The 16,761-nt window shown below is 58.5% G+C and carries 14 protein-coding genes; 11 read left to right on the top strand and 3 right to left on the bottom strand.

Features of this window, described 5'->3' with window-relative positions:
* The first annotated feature begins 61 nt into the window (after positions 1-61).
* The 5 genes from DRB19_RS06080 to cysS all read left to right on the top strand — a co-directional run bounded on the left by DRB19_RS06080 (position 62) and on the right by cysS (position 5,695).
* Entirely contained in the window at positions 62-229 is a 168-nt protein-coding gene (locus DRB19_RS06080) for a DUF1127 domain-containing protein (RefSeq protein WP_114185141.1), read from the top strand.
* Positions 230-263: 34 nt separating this feature from the next.
* The gene (gene msrB / locus DRB19_RS06075) at positions 264-716 is read left to right on the top strand and encodes a peptide-methionine (R)-S-oxide reductase MsrB (RefSeq protein WP_114185140.1); all 453 of its coding nucleotides are present in this window, start codon (positions 264-266) and stop codon (positions 714-716) included.
* 2 nt (positions 717-718) lie between these two features.
* On the top strand, positions 719-1,234 hold the full coding sequence (gene msrA, locus DRB19_RS06070) for a peptide-methionine (S)-S-oxide reductase MsrA (protein WP_114185139.1): 516 nt from the start codon (positions 719-721) through the stop codon (positions 1,232-1,234).
* Positions 1,235-1,895: 661 nt separating this feature from the next.
* Positions 1,896-4,160 (top strand): CDC48 family AAA ATPase, encoded by a 2,265-nt coding sequence (locus DRB19_RS06065; protein ID WP_114185138.1) that lies wholly within the window; start codon positions 1,896-1,898, stop codon positions 4,158-4,160.
* Positions 4,161-4,333: 173 nt separating this feature from the next.
* Positions 4,334-5,695, top strand: coding sequence for a cysteine--tRNA ligase (cysS, locus tag DRB19_RS06060; protein WP_114185137.1), 1,362 nt, complete (start codon positions 4,334-4,336; stop codon positions 5,693-5,695).
* 850 nt (positions 5,696-6,545) lie between these two features.
* On the opposite strand, the gene DRB19_RS06055 is transcribed toward cysS, so the two are convergent.
* On the bottom strand, positions 6,546-7,862 hold the full coding sequence (locus DRB19_RS06055; protein WP_114185136.1) for a class I tRNA ligase family protein: 1,317 nt from the start codon (positions 7,860-7,862) through the stop codon (positions 6,546-6,548).
* 1,005 nt (positions 7,863-8,867) lie between these two features.
* On the opposite strand from DRB19_RS06055, the gene DRB19_RS06050 reads away from it, so the two are divergent.
* Positions 8,868-9,857: an MBL fold metallo-hydrolase gene (locus DRB19_RS06050; protein ID WP_114185135.1), complete on the top strand. Its 990-nt coding sequence runs from the start codon at positions 8,868-8,870 to the stop codon at positions 9,855-9,857.
* Positions 9,858-9,948: 91 nt separating this feature from the next.
* Here the strand turns inward: DRB19_RS06050 and DRB19_RS06045 are convergent, their stop codons facing one another.
* Positions 9,949-10,632: an HAD family hydrolase gene (locus tag DRB19_RS06045; protein WP_114185134.1), complete on the bottom strand. Its 684-nt coding sequence runs from the start codon at positions 10,630-10,632 to the stop codon at positions 9,949-9,951.
* Between the two features lie 208 nt (positions 10,633-10,840).
* Between DRB19_RS06045 and DRB19_RS06040 the strand changes: the two genes are divergently transcribed.
* A complete protein-coding gene (locus tag DRB19_RS06040; protein WP_114185133.1) occupies positions 10,841-11,737 on the top strand; it encodes a pirin family protein in 897 nt (298 codons plus the stop codon).
* 328 nt (positions 11,738-12,065) lie between these two features.
* On the opposite strand, the gene DRB19_RS06035 is transcribed toward DRB19_RS06040, so the two are convergent.
* Positions 12,066-13,082, bottom strand: coding sequence for a hypothetical protein (locus DRB19_RS06035; RefSeq protein ID WP_114185132.1), 1,017 nt, complete (start codon positions 13,080-13,082; stop codon positions 12,066-12,068).
* A 226-nt stretch (positions 13,083-13,308) separates the two neighbouring features.
* Here DRB19_RS06035 and DRB19_RS06030 point away from each other — a divergent pair, with 226 nt between their 5' ends.
* The 4 genes from DRB19_RS06030 (at position 13,309) to DRB19_RS06020 (ending at position 16,684) form a co-directional block, all read left to right on the top strand.
* The gene (locus DRB19_RS06030) at positions 13,309-13,572 is read left to right on the top strand and encodes a hypothetical protein (RefSeq protein WP_147021673.1); all 264 of its coding nucleotides are present in this window, start codon (positions 13,309-13,311) and stop codon (positions 13,570-13,572) included.
* An 11-nt stretch (positions 13,573-13,583) separates the two neighbouring features.
* Positions 13,584-13,832: a hypothetical protein gene (locus DRB19_RS30715; RefSeq protein WP_174799915.1), complete on the top strand. Its 249-nt coding sequence runs from the start codon at positions 13,584-13,586 to the stop codon at positions 13,830-13,832.
* 243 nt (positions 13,833-14,075) lie between these two features.
* The gene (locus DRB19_RS30710; protein WP_174799916.1) at positions 14,076-14,228 is read left to right on the top strand and encodes a hypothetical protein; all 153 of its coding nucleotides are present in this window, start codon (positions 14,076-14,078) and stop codon (positions 14,226-14,228) included.
* Positions 14,229-14,815: 587 nt separating this feature from the next.
* Complete coding sequence (locus DRB19_RS06020) at positions 14,816-16,684, top strand: P-loop domain-containing protein (protein ID WP_147021674.1); 1,869 nt, start codon at positions 14,816-14,818, stop codon at positions 16,682-16,684.
* The last annotated feature ends 77 nt before the right edge of the window (positions 16,685-16,761 follow it).

Genomic DNA, 16,761 nt, shown 5'->3' with positions numbered 1-16,761 from the left:
ATAGCAGCAACCACCATTCCCAAACCGGCCGTGTCGGCCCATTCAACAATAGGAGTTTTCCATGTTTGTCACATTCATCCTGTCGAAGATCCGCGCCTATCAGCGCTACCGCGAGACCGTCCGCGAACTGATGCAGTTCTCCGATCGCCAGCTCGATGATCTTGGCATCTCCCGCGGTGAGATCGATCTCATCGCACGCCAGAACGCAGTCTCGTCGACCACTTCCTGAGCCCATCGTCCTCACGACGGAAGGAGAACAGCCAATGAAGACCTATCACAAGAACCCCGACGCCCTGTCCTGTCTCACCCCGGAGCAGTACCGGGTGACGCAGACGGACGGGACTGAGCGCCCCTTCGCCAACGAATACTGGGACAACGACGAACCCGGACTCTATGTTGACGTTGTCTCAGGCGAGCCGCTGTTTGCCTCGTTTGACAAGTACGACAGCGGCAGCGGCTGGCCCAGCTTCGTCAAACCGATCGACGCCGACAACATCATCGAGAACCGCGATACGAGCCATGGCATGGTGCGAACCGAGGTGCGCTCGGCCCACGGTGACAGCCACCTGGGACACGTGTTCCCGGATGGGCCACAAGAGGACGGCGGATTGCGCTACTGCATCAATTCGGCCTCGCTGCGCTTCATCCACCTGGATGAGTTAGAGAGCGAGGGCTACGGCGAGTTTCGCAAGCTCTTTGCAGAGAAAGGAGAATGAACATGACTGGTGTGACTGAGCGGGCCATCCTGGCCGGGGGCTGCTTCTGGGGCATGCAGGATCTCATCCGTCGCCGCCCCGGTGTCGTCTCCACCCGCGTCGGGTACTCCGGCGGGGACGTGCCGAACGCGACCTACCGCAACCACGGCACACACGCCGAAGCGATTGAGATCATCTTCGACCCGGAGAAGACAAGCTTCCGCGACCTGCTGGAGTTCTTCTTCCAGATCCATGACCCGAGCACGAAGAACCGGCAGGGCAATGACCTCGGTCAAAGCTACCGCTCGGCGATCTTCTACACCTCGGACGAGCAGCGCCAGGTGGCCGAGGACACGATCGCGGATGTGGATGCCTCGGGCCTGTGGCCAGGGAAGGTTGTCACGGAACTTGAGCCAGCGGGCGACTTCTGGGAAGCCGAGCCGGAGCATCAGGACTATCTCGAGCGGCTTCCGAATGGCTACACCTGCCACTTCGTCCGTCCGGGTTGGAAGCTGCCGCGCCGCAGCACCGCTGCCTAGGTCTGCAAGCATGGAGCGTTGATCTCCACCCAGGAGATCTCCGTAAAAGGAAGGGCCCGGATTGCTCCGGGCCCTTTTGTCTGCTCGATTAGAGTCATCATGGTCGACATCATGCCGGCTGTATGAGCGGCGCTCAAAGCTCCAATCTTCAGGCGTGAAGACGAGCGCGGACCGTCAGAACACAATTCACACTCACAATTTCCGCAAGCTCCGGCAAGCTCCCGCAATATCGAGACAATCGCTGACTAGGCGTCAATGGGCATTCGACTCATGATAACGCGTGAGACTACCGGTAAGTGCTTTCCGGGCGCGTACCGCAAAAATGGCCGAATTGGACCGGAACAAGTTAGTCATCCATTCGGATTGGCGTGCTGTTTAGGCGTGTGGGACTGGCGAATAGCAGCAAGCGAGGCCACCATGAAACACGACCATATCGCTTCACCTGTGGCTGGAGACTGCGATTGAGGCTACCCTCGAACCAAGAGCATATCCCCACCAAAGAACAAGCAGTTAGCAAAAAGTGAGGTGTTTGACCTGCGGATTTCTTGCCGAAGCCGAGCCCAGACTTCCGGACCTGTAACACGCAAGAGAATCTGCACAAGGCGCTCATCGTGGTGCTTGCCACCGCGTGTTCGCTTAACTCACCGATGGGACGGCAGCAATGGCAGAAATTGGACAGGCGGTACGCCTCCAGGTCGCGAATGCTCCCCTTGGCGATGCAGGACGCGGCATAGCTCGGATGAGCCATCAGGCACTCACAGCGATGGCTCTTCAAGAGGGAGAGGCTATCGAAATCATCGGCAAACGCCACACGACGGCTCTGGTCGTCGGCCCTTATCCTGAGGACGAAGGGCTCGACATCCTCCGCCTCGATGGCCTCCAGCGCGTCAATGCCGGGGTCGGCAGTGGCGATTACGTCGAGGTCAAAAGGGCCGAAGTTCGCCCAGCAGCGCGAGTCGTGCTCGCTCCCGCCCAGAAAGGATTCCGCCTGCAGGGTTGCAGCGATGCCCTGAAGCGCACCTTCCATCAGCGCCCGCTCACGGCGGGCGACGTGATCTCCACCTCCGTCTGCACCCCCAGCATCGCCGGCTCCCGCCTGCCCGACGAGCTGAGCGGGATGTTGAATATTCCGGCCTTCGGCCTACAAGAGATCCGTCTCGTGGTCGTCTCGACCGAGCCCCGCGGCATCGTTCAGGTCACGGCCAAGACAGAAGTCGATCTTCGTCCGCAGTTCGAGGCGCCGAAGGAAGTGCGACGGGGAGACGTCACCTATGACGACATCGGCGGCCTCGGCAGCACGGTGGATCAGGTGCGCGAAATGGTGGAACTGCCGCTGCGCCATCCGGAGCTGTTCCAGCGCCTCGGCATCGATCCGCCAAAAGGGGTTCTGCTCTACGGTCCTCCTGGCACCGGCAAAACCCGGCTGGCCCGGGCCGTCGCCAACGAGACGGAAGCACGGTTCTTTCACATTGCCGGCCCCGAGATCATGGGCCGGCACTACGGCGAGTCCGAGCAGCGTTTGCGGCAGGTCTTCCAGGAGGCTCAGCAGAATGCGCCCGCGATCATCTTCATCGATGAGATCGACAGCATCGCTCCCAAGCGTGAGGAAGTCACAGGCGAGGTTGAGCGACGCGTCGTGGCGCAGTTGCTCACCCTCATGGACGGGCTGGAGCCGCGCCAGAACATCGTGGTGATCGGCGCCACCAACCGTCGTGAGGCCATTGACGAGGCTTTGCGTCGTCCGGGCCGCTTCGACCGGGAGATCGTCATCGGCGTTCCAGATGAGCCCGGCCGGCGCGAGATCCTAGCGATCCACATGCGCGGCATGCCTCTAGCCGAGGACGTGAACCTCGACGAGGTCGCCCGCACCACCTACGGCTTTGTCGGTGCGGATCTCGCGGCGCTCTCCCGCGAAGCGGCCATGGACTCCCTGCGGCGCATCCTGCCGGGCATCAATCTCAGGGACGGCATTCCCTCGGATGTCCTCGAGAGCCTGCAGGTCATGCGGCAGGACTTCCTCAACGCCATGAAGCGGGTCCAGCCCTCGGCGTTGCGTGAGATCATGATCCAGGTGCCCAACGTCACCTGGGACGACATCGGCGGTGTGGAGGAGGCTAGAACCCGCCTGCGCGAAGGCGTGGAGCTTCCGCTCAAGAACCCGGAGTCGTTCCGGCGCCTTAGGATCAGGCCTGCCAAGGGCTTCCTGCTCTTCGGTCCGCCCGGAACCGGCAAAACCCTGCTGGCGAAGGCTGTCGCCCGCGAGGCGCAGGCCAATTTCGTGGCGACCAAATCGTCAGACCTCCTGTCCAAATGGTACGGAGAATCCGAGCAGCAGGTCTCCCGCCTCTTCGCCCGCGCCCGCCAGGTCGCCCCGACGGTGATCTTCATCGACGAGATCGATTCCCTCGCCCCCGTCCGCGGCGGCGGCCTGGGCGAACCGGCCGTGACGGAGCGGGTGGTCAACACGATCCTGGTTGAGATGGACGGCTTGGAGGAGCTGCAGGGCGTCGTCGTCATGGCCGCCACGAACAGGCCTAACCTGATCGATCCTGCCCTGCTCCGGCCGGGCCGCTTCGACGAGCTGATCTACGTGCCGGTTCCCGATGCCCAGGGCCGCCATCACATCCTCGGTATTCACACCAAGGCTATGCCTCTGGGGTCGGATGTCGATCTGGACAGCATCGCGGAACGGACGAGCCGCTTTACCGGGGCCGATCTTGAGGATCTCACACGCCGGGCCGGTCTACTGGCCTTGCGTGAAGCCCTCGATGCGCAGACCATCACTATGGCCCATTTTGAGCACGCCCTGCAGGAGACCCGGCCCTCGGTCACGCCGGAAATGGAGCGCGAATACCAAGACATGGTGGGCACTCTGAAGCAGCAAGGACCGCAGCGTCAGGTGATTGGTTTCCTGCCTTTGAGATAGGCTTCTGAATAGGAGAACAGAGGCCTTGCCCGGCCCAAGCACATCGCTCCAAGTCCAGCTGCGCAAGCCTAGCTCTGTCTGCCCAGGCGCAACAGCCAGGTCATTCGGTTCCCTCTCTATACATCTCCAAGGTACCAATGGTGGTGGTTCCAGATTGTACAGGAGGTAACTTCATGAACCTTCGTCTGCACAATTCGATGACACAAACGGTAGAGCCTTTTGTCCCTCAGGATCCACACCGGATCACCATGTACGTTTGTGGTCCTACAGTCTATGACACGCCGCATTTGGGCAATGCTCGGCCAGCAGTGGTCTTCGACGTGCTCTTCCGTCTGCTCCAACATCATTACCCGCAAGTTGTGTACGCCCGGAACTTCACTGATGTAGACGACAAGATCATGGAACGGGCTAGGGCGGATGGCGACCGCATCAGCGACCTGACGGAGCGCACGATCCAAGACTACCATGAGGTCACGGAGGCATTGGGTGTGTTGCGTCCAACCCACGAGCCTCGCGCTACCGGAGCCATTGACCGGATGCTCGACATGATCAGCCGTTTGATCGACAGAGGGCACGCCTATGAGGCCGAAGGGCACGTGCTCTTTCACGTGCCATCCTATCCAGCCCACGGACTGCTCTCCCGCCATCTCCAAGAAGATCTAGAGGCAGGCGCGCGTGTCGATCCCGCCGCCTATAAACGCCATCCCTCGGACTTCGTCATGTGGAAACCTTCCACTGTCGACCAACCCGGCTGGGATGGTCCCTATGGCCGAGGACGTCCAGGCTGGCACATCGAGTGCTCTGCCATGATCGAGGCTGTGCTGGGATATACCATCGATATTCATGGCGGCGGAGCTGATCTGCGCTTTCCTCACCATGACTGCGAGATCAGCCAGAGCCAGTGCGCTCATGACGGAGATCCCCTGGCTCGCTACTGGATCCACAACGGCATGCTTCTCATTGACGGGGAGAAGATGGCCAAGAGTGCCGGGAACTTCACCACGGTCCGGGATGTGCTCAATCAAGGGGTTCCTGGTGCGGTGATCCGGCTAGCGCTGTTGATGGCGCATTACCGCTCCCCGCTTGACTGGACCCAGCAGCTGCTTCGGGAGGCTGCCACGACACTTCAAGGCTGGCATAGAGCTCTCGACGACATTGCCGCTAATCAAGTAACGAAAGGTCATCACGCGCCTGTCCTGGAGGCCCTCGCGAGCGATCTGAACACGCCTTTGGCGATTGCGGAGATGCATTGGCTCGCCCGCGATCTGATGACGGGTAATCCGAAAGATCGGGTTGCCATCGCAGCGGCCATGCGGGAGGCCGGCAGTATTCTTGGGTTTGATCTCTACAACAATGATCAGTTTCTACGAGGACACGTGGATGAAGAGGTCAGAGCCTTGATCGTGCAGCGTACGGACGCCCGTAAGGAGGGGAACTTCGCTGAGTCAGATCGCATCCGGGACGCTCTGAGGGCTAAGGGAGTGGTCCTGGAAGACACGCCGAATGGAACAACTTGGTACAAGGATTTAAAATGAATTAAGAGCAGGCGAGTTGAAAGCCGAGCATCGTCATATATGGGTTGTGGGTAGCACAAGAGTCAGTGGCAGCGGGCATGTCGTGCGGAAGTTCATCATCCTGTTCTGGGTCTTGTTGAGCGTTGTCAACGCTGTTCACCTCGGCTATGCCCTATGTCCCACGCTAATATGGTCGCATAGGGGTAAACGGAAGGCTCTAACGCCACTGCACGCACCCATGCGCTTAAACTATTGCTTTCATTGGCACGTTCGGAATTTGCAATTTCGCTCCCCTTCTAAAGCGATCTGACCATTTTGGGTGTAATACGCCTCATTTGGGACGTTAGGAATGATAGCTCCCTTCAGGAGTCCCTTCACAATATCTGCCTACCTATACCGGGTTAGGATAAGATCTCGGTCATCAGGTGCGTCAGACAGCTTTGGTGCGCATTCGTAGTTGCTCGAAGTGTCAGAGCTGGATGCACGAGCAGACCGACTGAGATTGGATGTTTATTGTCGCTGTGAGCGTGCGAACGCTCGCAAAGGTTGGCCATAATCCACCCATAGCGTGCCTCAGATGAAGCCAAAGCCCGCCTCACCCCTGAGGCTGGCTTTTCGTTGATGGTTGTCTGCCCAAAAAGAAGAAGCCTGCACTGTCTGGGGCAGGCTCCTCATGCTCACGGCGGGCCCAATCTGAGACGAGTTCCGGTTTCAGCGCTTGATCAATCTGTAGCATTCCGCCGCCTCGATTGCCTAAGATGTGATCACGGCCGGCGGCCTTCGCCTCGATTCCGATCAGTCCCTGACCATCGAATGCTCAAGATCGAGAGGGCTGCCTTGTCCATGAATGGACTTGATCCGGATGACGTATTCATGAAGGCGTGAGCAAGCCCGGGACTGTACGGCTTCTCTCGTCCTCAGAGTGTAGAGCACAAAATCCGGGTGCGAATACACCTAGCACCTCTTCCACTCGCCGAGCTGTTTCCTCGTCTGGTCTCAGGTTCTTGTGACGGTTGTAGAACTCCATGAAGCCGCTGACGATCTTGTTGAATTTGAAGGCCCGCACGTCACAGTCCACTTGATCCTCGAAGGGCGACAGCTCGATCCGGTCGGAGCCTCGATCTGCCAGCCAGCGCCTCATCCGCGACAGGAACCTGCGTTGGCCGACGAGGTGCTCGTCCGACCACTCCCCGCCCTCTGAATAAGGACCGATGAACATCAGGTACAGCCGCAGCTCGTCGGGATCGTAGTCGTCGGGACTGACAGCATTCCCCTTCGACTTCGACATCTTCGCTCCGTCCCTCCTGATGACACCCTGGTGGATCACCTTCCTGAACGGCTCCTCCTGCGGGACGATGCCCATATCGAACAGCACCATGTGGATGAACCGGGTGTAGATCAGGTGCATGCAGGCGTGCTCGGCCCCGCCGACGTACAGGTCGACGGGCTGGTAGCAGCCCTCCGGCAGGAACTCGGTGTCGCTGTCGGTCAGGTAGCGCAGGTAGTAGAAGGACGAGTCCACGAACGTGTCCAGGGTGTCCGTCTCGCCCTCGACCGGGATCGGGCAGCCCCATGTCCGCTGTCGCGAGATACACCAATCCCTCAGGTTCGCCAGCCACGCCCGCTGCATCCGCTTGGTGGAATCCGGCATGTCGATCCGGTCCAGGCCGGCGATCAGACGGTCCCGGTAGTCCGTGATCCGGAAGTACCACTGGTTCATGTCCCGTCGCTCGACCGTGCTGCCGCAGCGCTCGCAGTGCCCGTCGATGACCTGCTCGTTGGCCAGCACGGTCTCGCAGGACGGGCACCAGTTCACCTCACCCCAGGCCTTGTAGGCCAACCCGCGCTCGTGCAGGCGCGTGAAGATCCACTGCGTCCACTTCATGTAAGAAGGGTCACAGGTGATCAGGCGCTCCTCGTAGCAGGTGTTCATGCGGGCCATCTGTCGCCTAAACTGCGCGATGTTCTCGTAGGTTACATAGGTCGGGTCACGTCCGACCTTGCGGGCGTAGTTCTCGGCCGGCAGACCGAAGGCGTCATAGCCGAAGGGCTGGAAGACTGTCGTGCCGCGGTGTCTCAGCCAGCGGCAATAGGAATCGATAATGGCATAGTTGTAGTAGTGCCCCAGATGCAGACCCGCCGCGGACGGATATGGGAACATCACGGCACAGTAGAAATTGGCTTTCATGGCTCGACTCTCTGCGTTCGGGCGAACTCAGAGAGGAGCGTCGCCCGGATTACTTCGCGAAAACGACGAAAGACCCGGCCGTCGGAACGACCGGGAGGCGAAGTCGCAGAATCTGAGCGAACGTGATCATGGTCTTAGATGTAACAACGACCCTAGGCAAGTTCAATATGCGACGTAGAACAGTCCTAGAAGTGATTATTGGCCCCGCCTAACTGAAGGTCCGCAAGAGGTCGATGCTGTTGAAAAACTCTCGCAACCTCATTTTCGCTAGCGGCTATATCGCTGTTACTGTGGTCACACGAGCGTCTCCATACAACCTGTAGATGCTCAGGATCTCGCAGGTGAGTTTTTCAACAGCATTGGTCAGGGAAAGCCTTTAAACGTGGCCTTGTGATGGTCGGCTCACCGCCGTCATGGAGGCGTTGGGCTGGCCAGTCGGAAGGTGTCGATTAGCTGCCGGTACGGCACGTTGTTGATTTTGCCACTCGGGTCAGAGTTGCTCCTTCCCTTTGATCCAGAATTCGACGTAGCCTTGCGTACAGCGCTCCATCCACAGAAAGAGCCTGTGGGAGCGTCGTCTCGGTCGAGGACCCGGTAAAGACGAGCTTCACTGATCCCATTGAGGTGCTTGGCGAGAGAAGATGGCCTGAAGCTTTGTCCATCCGCACAGGTGTAATGTACAGGTTTAGGATCTTGGGCCACCGCTCCATTGGCGGCGCCTACCAGAAACAGCGCGGTCAACGGCACTCGGCTGGGGGGAGGAGTTGAACCGTTCATGAGACAATCCTTTCTTTGCCAGCCGCCTTCTGCAAGGCCGCATTGATGCTGTCCTGCCATCCTAAACCGCCCTGTTGATAGTATTCGGATACTTCCTGCTCTTACCGGCCATTTTCGTCCGGCCGAACGTCATCCGCGGCAATACCAGGCGGATGGCGGTTGGCTTTCATCCCTCGCCTGTGCCAGCATTTCTCATGCGAACGTTCATTTGAAAGTGGCGGAACCTTCATGAGGCTGATCCCATCGCTTGTTTCAATGTCATTGCTTCTGATGCCCACCACCGCTCTGTCGGACCAGGGCTTCGATGTAATCGCTCTCGGCGCTCTGGGCGGCATTCAGGACGGCAATCTCAGCTCTTATCTCATTCGGCCGCACGGAGACCGGAACGCGATTGCGTGCGATGCCGGCAGTCTGGTCAACGGGTTGAAGGTCGCTCAGGACAAGGGCGTCTTCAGCGACGTCAAAGTGCCCGATGGCTCGACCGACAGCGTCATCGGGCACGTGTTGAAAAACGAGATCAAAGGCTACCTGATCAGCCACGCACATCTCGACCACGTGCAGGGGCTGGTGATCGCTTCGCCGGATGACAGCAACAAGACCATCTACAGTCTGCCGTCAGTGAGTGCGGAGATCGAGCAGACCTACTTCAACTGGAAGGCTTGGCCCAACATGCTGGATCGTGGCCAGCAGCCGCAGTTGAAGAAGTATCACCTGGAGGACCTGAAGCCTAGCGAAGCCAAGGAGCTAACAGGAACTGGCATGACCGTCACAGCATTCCCGCTCAACCATGGAGGAGCCGAATCCACTGCCTTCCTCATCGAAAGCGGGGACGATGCCATCCTATGCTTTGGGGATACCGGTCCTGACGAGGTCCAGAAGGTTTCCAACATGCAGGACATCTGGAAGGCTATTGCCGACAAGGTGAAACAACAGAAGTTGAAGGCGATCATTCTGGAGACGTCATACACCAGTGATCGGCCAGACAATCTGCTGTTCGGACACCTGACACCAAAATGGGTCCACAAGACCCTACATGGTCTGGATCAGGAGGCCGGTGGCAATGCTTTGAAAGGACTGCCGGTTGTCGTGAGCCATATCAAATATTTGCTGACCGGCGAGCAGCCTCAGGAGGCAATCCGCCAAGAACTGGAGGCTGGCAACGATCTCGGCGTCCAGTTCGTGATCCCGGAACAGGGCGCGGTTTACCATTTTTGGTGATGTGATGAACATGCGTCGCTTCAACGCCATCCGAGAAAGAGGTCATCACCGTCCCCTGGCCTGCCCACGGTAATGCTCTTATGCAGCGCTCTTAAGCCACATGTCGCAGGAGTTCCTTGACTGCCGGCTCCAGATCCGTGATGGGCCGGATGCCTGGCGGGAACTCTAGCGTCCGATCCTCCGGCCACGCGATGATGTGGGTTCCAGCGGCAAGGGCGGCTTGGGCTCCGGTCGGACTGTCTTCGATCGCGATACACTGCTGAGTCTTAAGTCCGAGAAGCGTCGCCGCCCGCTTATAAGGCTCAGGGTCAGGCTTGCCCCGCACCACATCATTGATCGATACTGAAATAAACCCGGGCTCTTCCAGACCGAGCACCCGGATGTTGGCGTTCACCACGATCCGGTCAGAATTCGAAACCAAGGCCTGCCGGAGCCCCGACTGCTCGAACATCCGCCAGGCCTCCAGCGCGCCGGGCCGCACCGCGATCTCTGCCGCATGGGCGGTGTAGTAGCTGTATTTCAGCCGGCGCCACTGGTCGAAGCTCATCGACAAGCCGAAGGTCTGCCGGCACTTCTTGTAGACGACCTTCGCCGCTCGGCCGACGATCTCATGATGAAACTCGTCAGGCACCTCCACCCCTTCGGTTGCCAGGGCATGTCGAAGGGCACGAAAGTGCATGGATTCGCTCAGCAGCAAGGTGCCATCGATATCCCACAGCACGGCCCGGAACGGATGCTGTCCTGGCCTAACTCCACTTGGATGTTCGTTCGTCATAGGATCAGCTCCATCGTGGGCTGGGAATGAAGACGACGCATGTGCTGTCTCACAGGTGGACCCACACAGCTCCAAGCGTCAGATCAGGAGGTATGGCCGCTCACCTGCCCGTATCAATGATCCCATCGCGCCTTCAGGCCACATTTCAGCCCGCCTGAGGGCCAACCATCCCGACTGGCTGGGGTTTGCGCTTGGCGTGGAGGGTTTGATGCTGGATCTGGTGATTGGCGCACGGCGCAAGGACCCTGGCGGCTTCGAAGTCGGTCGCGTGCTGCCGTTCATGCGGCGGCGCATGGTTGGGCCGTTCATCTTCTTCGACCATATGGGGCCCGTGGACCTGCCTCCGCAAGTGCCCCGCACGACCGACGTGCGCCCTCACCCGCACATTGGGCTCTCAACTGTCACATACTTGTTCGATGGTGAGATCATGCACCGGGACAGTACGGGGGCGCAGCAGGCCATTCGGCCCGGCGCCGTGAACTGGATGACGGCCGGCAGCGGCATCAGCCACTCCGAGCGCTTCGACGGCCCCATCCGGCAGAGTGGCGGGCGGGTGCACGGCATCCAGGCCTGGGTGGCCCTTCCGGAAGCTCAGGAGGAGATGGAGCCAAGCTTCATCCATCATGGCGCGGAAGACCTCCCGGTGTTTGGGGAAGCAGGTGTCTCGGCGCGATTGATTGCAGGTCGGGCCTTTGGGCTGACCAACCCGGTCAGGAATCAGTCTCCCCTGTTCTATGTCCATGCCGAGTTGCAAGCTGGTGGCCGGATTGGCATCCCGAGCGAGTATCCAGAGAGAGCCGCTTACGTGGTCGGAGGTCGAGTGGAAGCGGACGGGCGGGACTATGGCCCGGGGCAGATGCTGGTCTTCGCCGGACGCTCGGATCCGGTCCTGACGGCCCTTGAGGCCTCGACGGTTATGCTGCTGGGCGGTGAACCCCTGGGACCACGGCACATCTGGTGGAACTTCGTCTCCTCGCGCCAGGACAGGATCGAGCAGGCCAAGGCCGACTGGCAGAGCGGTCGGATTCATCTGCCCTTGAATGATGATCAGGAGTTCATTCCTCTACCCGAAGACCCGAAGCCGGCTCCTGAACCGATGTCTTGAGCCAACCCGCTTTCTGACCCGCGGCAACGCCCGATAATCCCTACTTATCGGACATTGCCCTATGGCAGCCAGAGCCGCGTCTCGGTGTTCCTGAACTCGTCAGAGGACAACAGAGCTATTACTCTCGATGCTGGGGCGTAGGTGGATAGGTGGGCTACCTCACCAAGCCCGTGGGGAACCCAGCAATGGACTACTGGGTGCAGCCGCGCTACTATTGCTAAGATTGCTAAGAGAGGTCTGGGACAGAAGCACTAGCCTAGACCAGGGATTCTTCTCAAGGGAGGGCACTAAGCGCCTCCTATAGCGTTGTGCTAAATGTACACTTGGATCAACCGGGCAACTCACGCGCCTTGCTGTCCAAGTAGCTGAAAAGGTCACTTCGTAAGCGCATGTATCTTTCTTGTACTATGCACACCTGCTTGTAGCGGATAGCATTCTTTTCTTGATCGACCAAGATGTGGGTCGGTGCTTTACGATCCTTATGCTCAAAATCGTAATGCTTAAGGTCGAGAAGAGACTGATGCTTTTCCTTCCACCACTGACTCATCACCCAATCTATCTTGCTGATGCTATGTCCCCAAAGATTGTGATCTTTCGACCATAACACCCCACTTTCGTAGCTGTCGGCCGCTGTTAGCTTGGGGCCGAGCCTCATAATGAGGGTATCTGCTTCCCGCAACATCGCCTCAGCATCTCGCGCTCGCAACGATGTGACCAAAAGCCAATACTGCTGGTCGTACACGGCTTTCTGTTGGTCTAGGGCATCCTGAAGGCTATCCTTTACAGAACTCGTATAATTCCACGCGTCTTCAAGCTTGGCCTCAAGATCTTCAAGACGACTTTCAGACTTCCGGTCCAAACCACCTGCTAAAATTCCTCCACCTTTGGGGCGAAGGCTGACTTCAATTTTCGTTAATCGGTCATTCAGACCGCCAATGTCGGATCGGATCCGCTCAAATCCTTCATCCCTCACCCTGTCAGCCGTAATCCAAGCCTGAGCTAGGCCGCTCAACTTGTTCTTAAGATTTCCCAATTGATCCGGGACCTCGGCGAGTCCTTCAGGCGCCGAGGTCACTTGGGACAGATGAGGAGCAGCCGGAGGGCGCATCAAACGGATGCCAACAGCGATAAGTGGGAGGGATAGTGCGAACAAGAGCCAGGCGGAAAGTCCAGCGGCGGCTACACCAACCCAGCCATAGCTATCCCAGTACCAGGACGTGTACGCCGATGCCGCTGCGGTAATACCGGCCCCTGTCAGACCGATTAGCCAGAGAATCCAGCCCCCGAGAGAAAAAAGCGTTTCGACATGAGAGTACAGTTTGTAAAGACGCGCGAGGATCGACATGCTTCCCAACTAACACCATCGTACTCGTCCTATGAAGTCGTAATCCTAGACTCCACAGCTTTGGTCTACCTGATTTGTCATCCACAGAGCTGCTGTGCCGCAGTATTGAGTGTCGACAGCTGGCCCGCAAACCTGCAAAGCGACGCCGATGCAGTGCTCAGGGAGTTCTTCTGGGTTTCAGTTGGGGTTGTCTGGTCGCGTGGCGTGCCTTGAAGCAGGCTGAAGAGTGCGGCGCTTAAAAGCGCAACCGTTCTTGGCCCAGGCACTAGCCCTGCTCGGCCGCTCGAGCCTCGCCAGCAATCTCAACCAACTTGCCCATCTGGCGAATGTCGACGCACTGCCGGTCGATCAGCAACCCGAGACAGAACTGAACGAAGCGGTTCGCGCCATTCGCTATATCCGTGACCTGCCTCTGTTCGCCCTCGGGCTCAAGCCGGAGGGCCGGTCAGGATCTTTAAAGGCTCACAGCGTGGCGGCGGTCAGGATTTGACCGTCCACCTCATGCGCATGGATGACAATGAGCATATCAGCCTTCATGAACTCAGGGGCTTCGCCTCCGACAATCTGAGAGATGCTTTCAAGGAGGCGGAAGCGATCAGTTGCGGCACGAAATGCCGCCAGTACCTCTGCTCGCTAAGCCTCAGCTCACCAGAGCAGGCCAATGTAACACCAGCGCAATTCGAGAATGCGATTGACCGGATCGAAGCCGAGTTCGACCTGAGCGATCAGCCGCGCCATTGTCTTCCATGAAAAGGAAGGCCGGCGTCACGCTCACTGCGTCTGGTCACGCATTGATCCCGAGACAATGATGGCCCGCCAGCTCTCGTTTTTCATGAAGAAGCTGGTTGGGACATCCCGCGATCTTTATCTCAAACATGGCTGGGACATGCCGCGCGGGCTTGCCAATACGGCGCAGCGCGACCCGCGCAACATTACTCCGGCCGAATGGCAGCAGGTCAAGCGCCAGGGCCTGGATCCGCGCGGACCAAGCAGATGTTACAAGATTGCTGGAAAAGCTCGGACGACCGCCAGTCCTTCGAGCGTAGTCTCGAAGAGCGCGGCTTTTTCCTCGCCAAGGGCGACAAGCGCGGCCTCGTCATTCTCGACCATGCGGGCGAAGTCTATTCGCAGACTTCGAGGTGTTGATGACCGGACGCGGTTGGGCGAACTGCGTAGAACAGGCGCCATCGGACGGGCCAGTTATCAGAAAGTCCGGACGGTATAAGAATCCGACCGATGATCCTGAGTTCGCCTCGAAGGCTCTCGTTATCTGCAATGCCGCTGTCGAACGGTTACGAGGGCGGATCGCTCGCGATTGGCCAAAGCGCTCGCACAAGCCGGACGCAGAAGGTCGCACTGTGCATCCGCTCCTCAATCGCGATCTTTCCAAGGAACGGCATTGCCTTCATTGCGAGACCGTTTCGAGCGGAGCGCAGATGGCAGCGCCTATGTGGCATTGCCCCAAATGTAACGCCACGCCTCTCGATATCTTCGCTACGCCATTCTGGCGCGGCGCCGTTTGATCCTGAAACGCGGGGCGAGCTTTCGGGCCCCCCGGTTGTTTGGATCGGGCGTCGCGCTTCTGTCGTCACCCCATAACAATCCTTTGCAAACTGCGACCATCCAGTTAGGACTTCAATATTGATATGCAAATGGACTGGCCTTGGGCTCGGAACCTAGGTTATCGACAGGGGATAGTTATTTGCAATCTGTAATATGGGCCGGGGTGAGATTTGGCCGGAAACAAAACGATAAAATTCACCGCTATTACGCGCGCTGGATATGAGTACCAAGACCTGGTCGGCATCGAAATGCTCATTCGGCATCATCGCGACCCGGCGTTGTTCGAATGGGTGCAACTCGAATCCGACGATCCAAGCGTCAAATCGCTCGACGACGTTGTTGCCAAGCGTATGAACGGGTCGGTCGAATACTTTCAGGTCAAGTTTACTGTTGACCCTGCAGAACATGCGCTCGACTGGGACTACCTCCTTTCGAAAAAAGAGAAAGGCACGAGCATGTTGGCCAAGTGGGCGAAATCTTTCGCTCGCGCCAAGGCAAACGGGCCCATTCACAGCGCACAGCTAAAGACCAATCGCATTCCGTCCTCCGATTTTGCAGCCTGCATGAACGGTCAGTTAATCGATCTATCGAAAGTGCCTGCAACCACACGTGCTTCGATCGAAGTCGAATGCGGCGGCGCCTCTTCGGCGGCCGACTTCTTCAATGTGTTCGCCTTCGATACGGGCCTTCCCGACCTGGATCGCTACGAAGCTCAACTGCGCGATCGCCTTGTTCCGACCGACACGGATTCTGCCGGTTGGCTACTGCTTCGAAACGAGGTCACGCGCTGGGCCATTTTGCAGCGCGAACCTCCACCGGACGGCAAGATCTTAAGAGACCATGTCGTCAGGCTAATTTCGAAGAAGCGGCCTCGCCCGCTTCGGCAAGACTTCTTCGTGCCCGAAGGGTATGAGCCGCCAAGTCCGACGTTCGACAACGATCTACGAAACCGCGTTGCAGATTCTGCCACTCCATTAACAGTTTTGTGGGGAACCCCGGGCCGCGGCAAAAGCACATACCTGAGCTATCTCTCGCAGGAATTGCAGACTGCGGGCGACGCAGTCATTCGGCACCATTACTTCCTATCGGCAGAGGACTCGGGTACAAACCGCACCTCGTACACCGACATCGCGATGTCGCTCTACGAGCAGCTTTTCAGCCGGTATCCGGAGTTCACAGCCGGCGTAACGGAGGATCCGGACAACCTAAGGCGAGGCCTTGCAACCGCTGCCGACAATCTGGCCCACGACGGTAAGCGTCTTTATCTTATCGTCGACGGCCTCGATCACGTTTATCGCGACACGCATCGCACGGATCAACTCAATCATCTTTTCAACGCTCTATTTCCGCTGCCTGACAATCTCGCGTTGATCGTCGGAACGCAGCGCGTTGCAGACGACCAACTTCCATCGAAGCTGTTGCTCAACGCCACGCCCGCGGACTGGATCGAGATCCCCAGGATGGATGAGGTCGCCGTCCGGCATTGGCTCGAGACCCAAGATCGATCCCGGCCGGTCGCCGTTCGTTGGAGCGGCCGCCGTGCGGAAGAGATCGACAAGATCGTTGCGGCACTTTTCAAAATCAGTCAGGGCCACCCTCTTCATCTAATATATGCTTTCGAAGGGCTCGTTCGATCCGGAGAACCGTTGGACGGAGACGTCGTCTTAGCGCTTCCGCCTTGTCCGGACGGAGATATCCGCACCTATTACAAGAGCTTGTGGATCCGGATCGCCGAACCCTCGCGTGCCGTCTTACATGCGCTCGCAGGATCCGACTTTTTTTGGCCGAGCGCGGGCATCCGCCAGTGCATAGGCGAATTCGGCGAGATCGCTTTTCTACTCGAGCCGCATAACTCGGGAATGGTGCCCTTTCATGGGAGTATCTTTGCGTGGGTTCGGGAGCGCGACGATCACAAAGAAAGCTACGAAGTCCTTTTGCCGGATATCGTCGCGAGGCTGAAAAAGACGCGCCCGAGTACTGGAGATGGGGATGGCTCTGGCTCACCCAGGCTCGTGCCGGAAACACCACCCCTCTTTTGACCAACACGACTAGAGCTTGGGCCGTAAACTCGCTAGCTTATGGCTGGCCTGAGACGCAAATTCAAAACATCTTAGCC

It is taken from the genome of Microvirga aerophila, assembly GCF_003332305.1.
In the GTDB taxonomy this organism is placed as follows: Bacteria; Pseudomonadota; Alphaproteobacteria; order Rhizobiales; family Beijerinckiaceae; genus Microvirga; species Microvirga aerophila.
Note: the sequence above shows the minus strand (reverse complement) of the source record. Positions and strands in the feature narration are given on the sequence as shown.

Bases quoted from the DNA above. Each gene is read 5' to 3' on its own strand.
- DRB19_RS30710 (WP_174799916.1), top strand. From the start codon at position 14,076: ATGTTACAAGATTGCTGGAAAAGCTCGGACGACCGCCAGTCCTTCGAG.
- msrB (WP_114185140.1), top strand. From the start codon at position 264: ATGAAGACCTATCACAAGAACCCCGACGCCCTGTCCTGTCTCACCCCG.
- DRB19_RS30715 (WP_174799915.1), top strand. From the start codon at position 13,584: ATGCGCATGGATGACAATGAGCATATCAGCCTTCATGAACTCAGGGGC.
- DRB19_RS06045 (WP_114185134.1), bottom strand. From the start codon at position 10,632: ATGACGAACGAACATCCAAGTGGAGTTAGGCCAGGACAGCATCCGTTC.
- cysS (WP_114185137.1), top strand. From the start codon at position 4,334: ATGAACCTTCGTCTGCACAATTCGATGACACAAACGGTAGAGCCTTTT.
- DRB19_RS06065 (WP_114185138.1), top strand. From the start codon at position 1,896: ATGGCAGAAATTGGACAGGCGGTACGCCTCCAGGTCGCGAATGCTCCC.
- DRB19_RS06050 (WP_114185135.1), top strand. From the start codon at position 8,868: ATGAGGCTGATCCCATCGCTTGTTTCAATGTCATTGCTTCTGATGCCC.
- DRB19_RS06040 (WP_114185133.1), top strand. From the start codon at position 10,841: ATGCTGGATCTGGTGATTGGCGCACGGCGCAAGGACCCTGGCGGCTTC.
- DRB19_RS06035 (WP_114185132.1), bottom strand. From the start codon at position 13,082: ATGTCGATCCTCGCGCGTCTTTACAAACTGTACTCTCATGTCGAAACG.
- msrA (WP_114185139.1), top strand. From the start codon at position 719: ATGACTGGTGTGACTGAGCGGGCCATCCTGGCCGGGGGCTGCTTCTGG.
- DRB19_RS06055 (WP_114185136.1), bottom strand. From the start codon at position 7,862: ATGAAAGCCAATTTCTACTGTGCCGTGATGTTCCCATATCCGTCCGCG.
- DRB19_RS06080 (WP_114185141.1), top strand. From the start codon at position 62: ATGTTTGTCACATTCATCCTGTCGAAGATCCGCGCCTATCAGCGCTAC.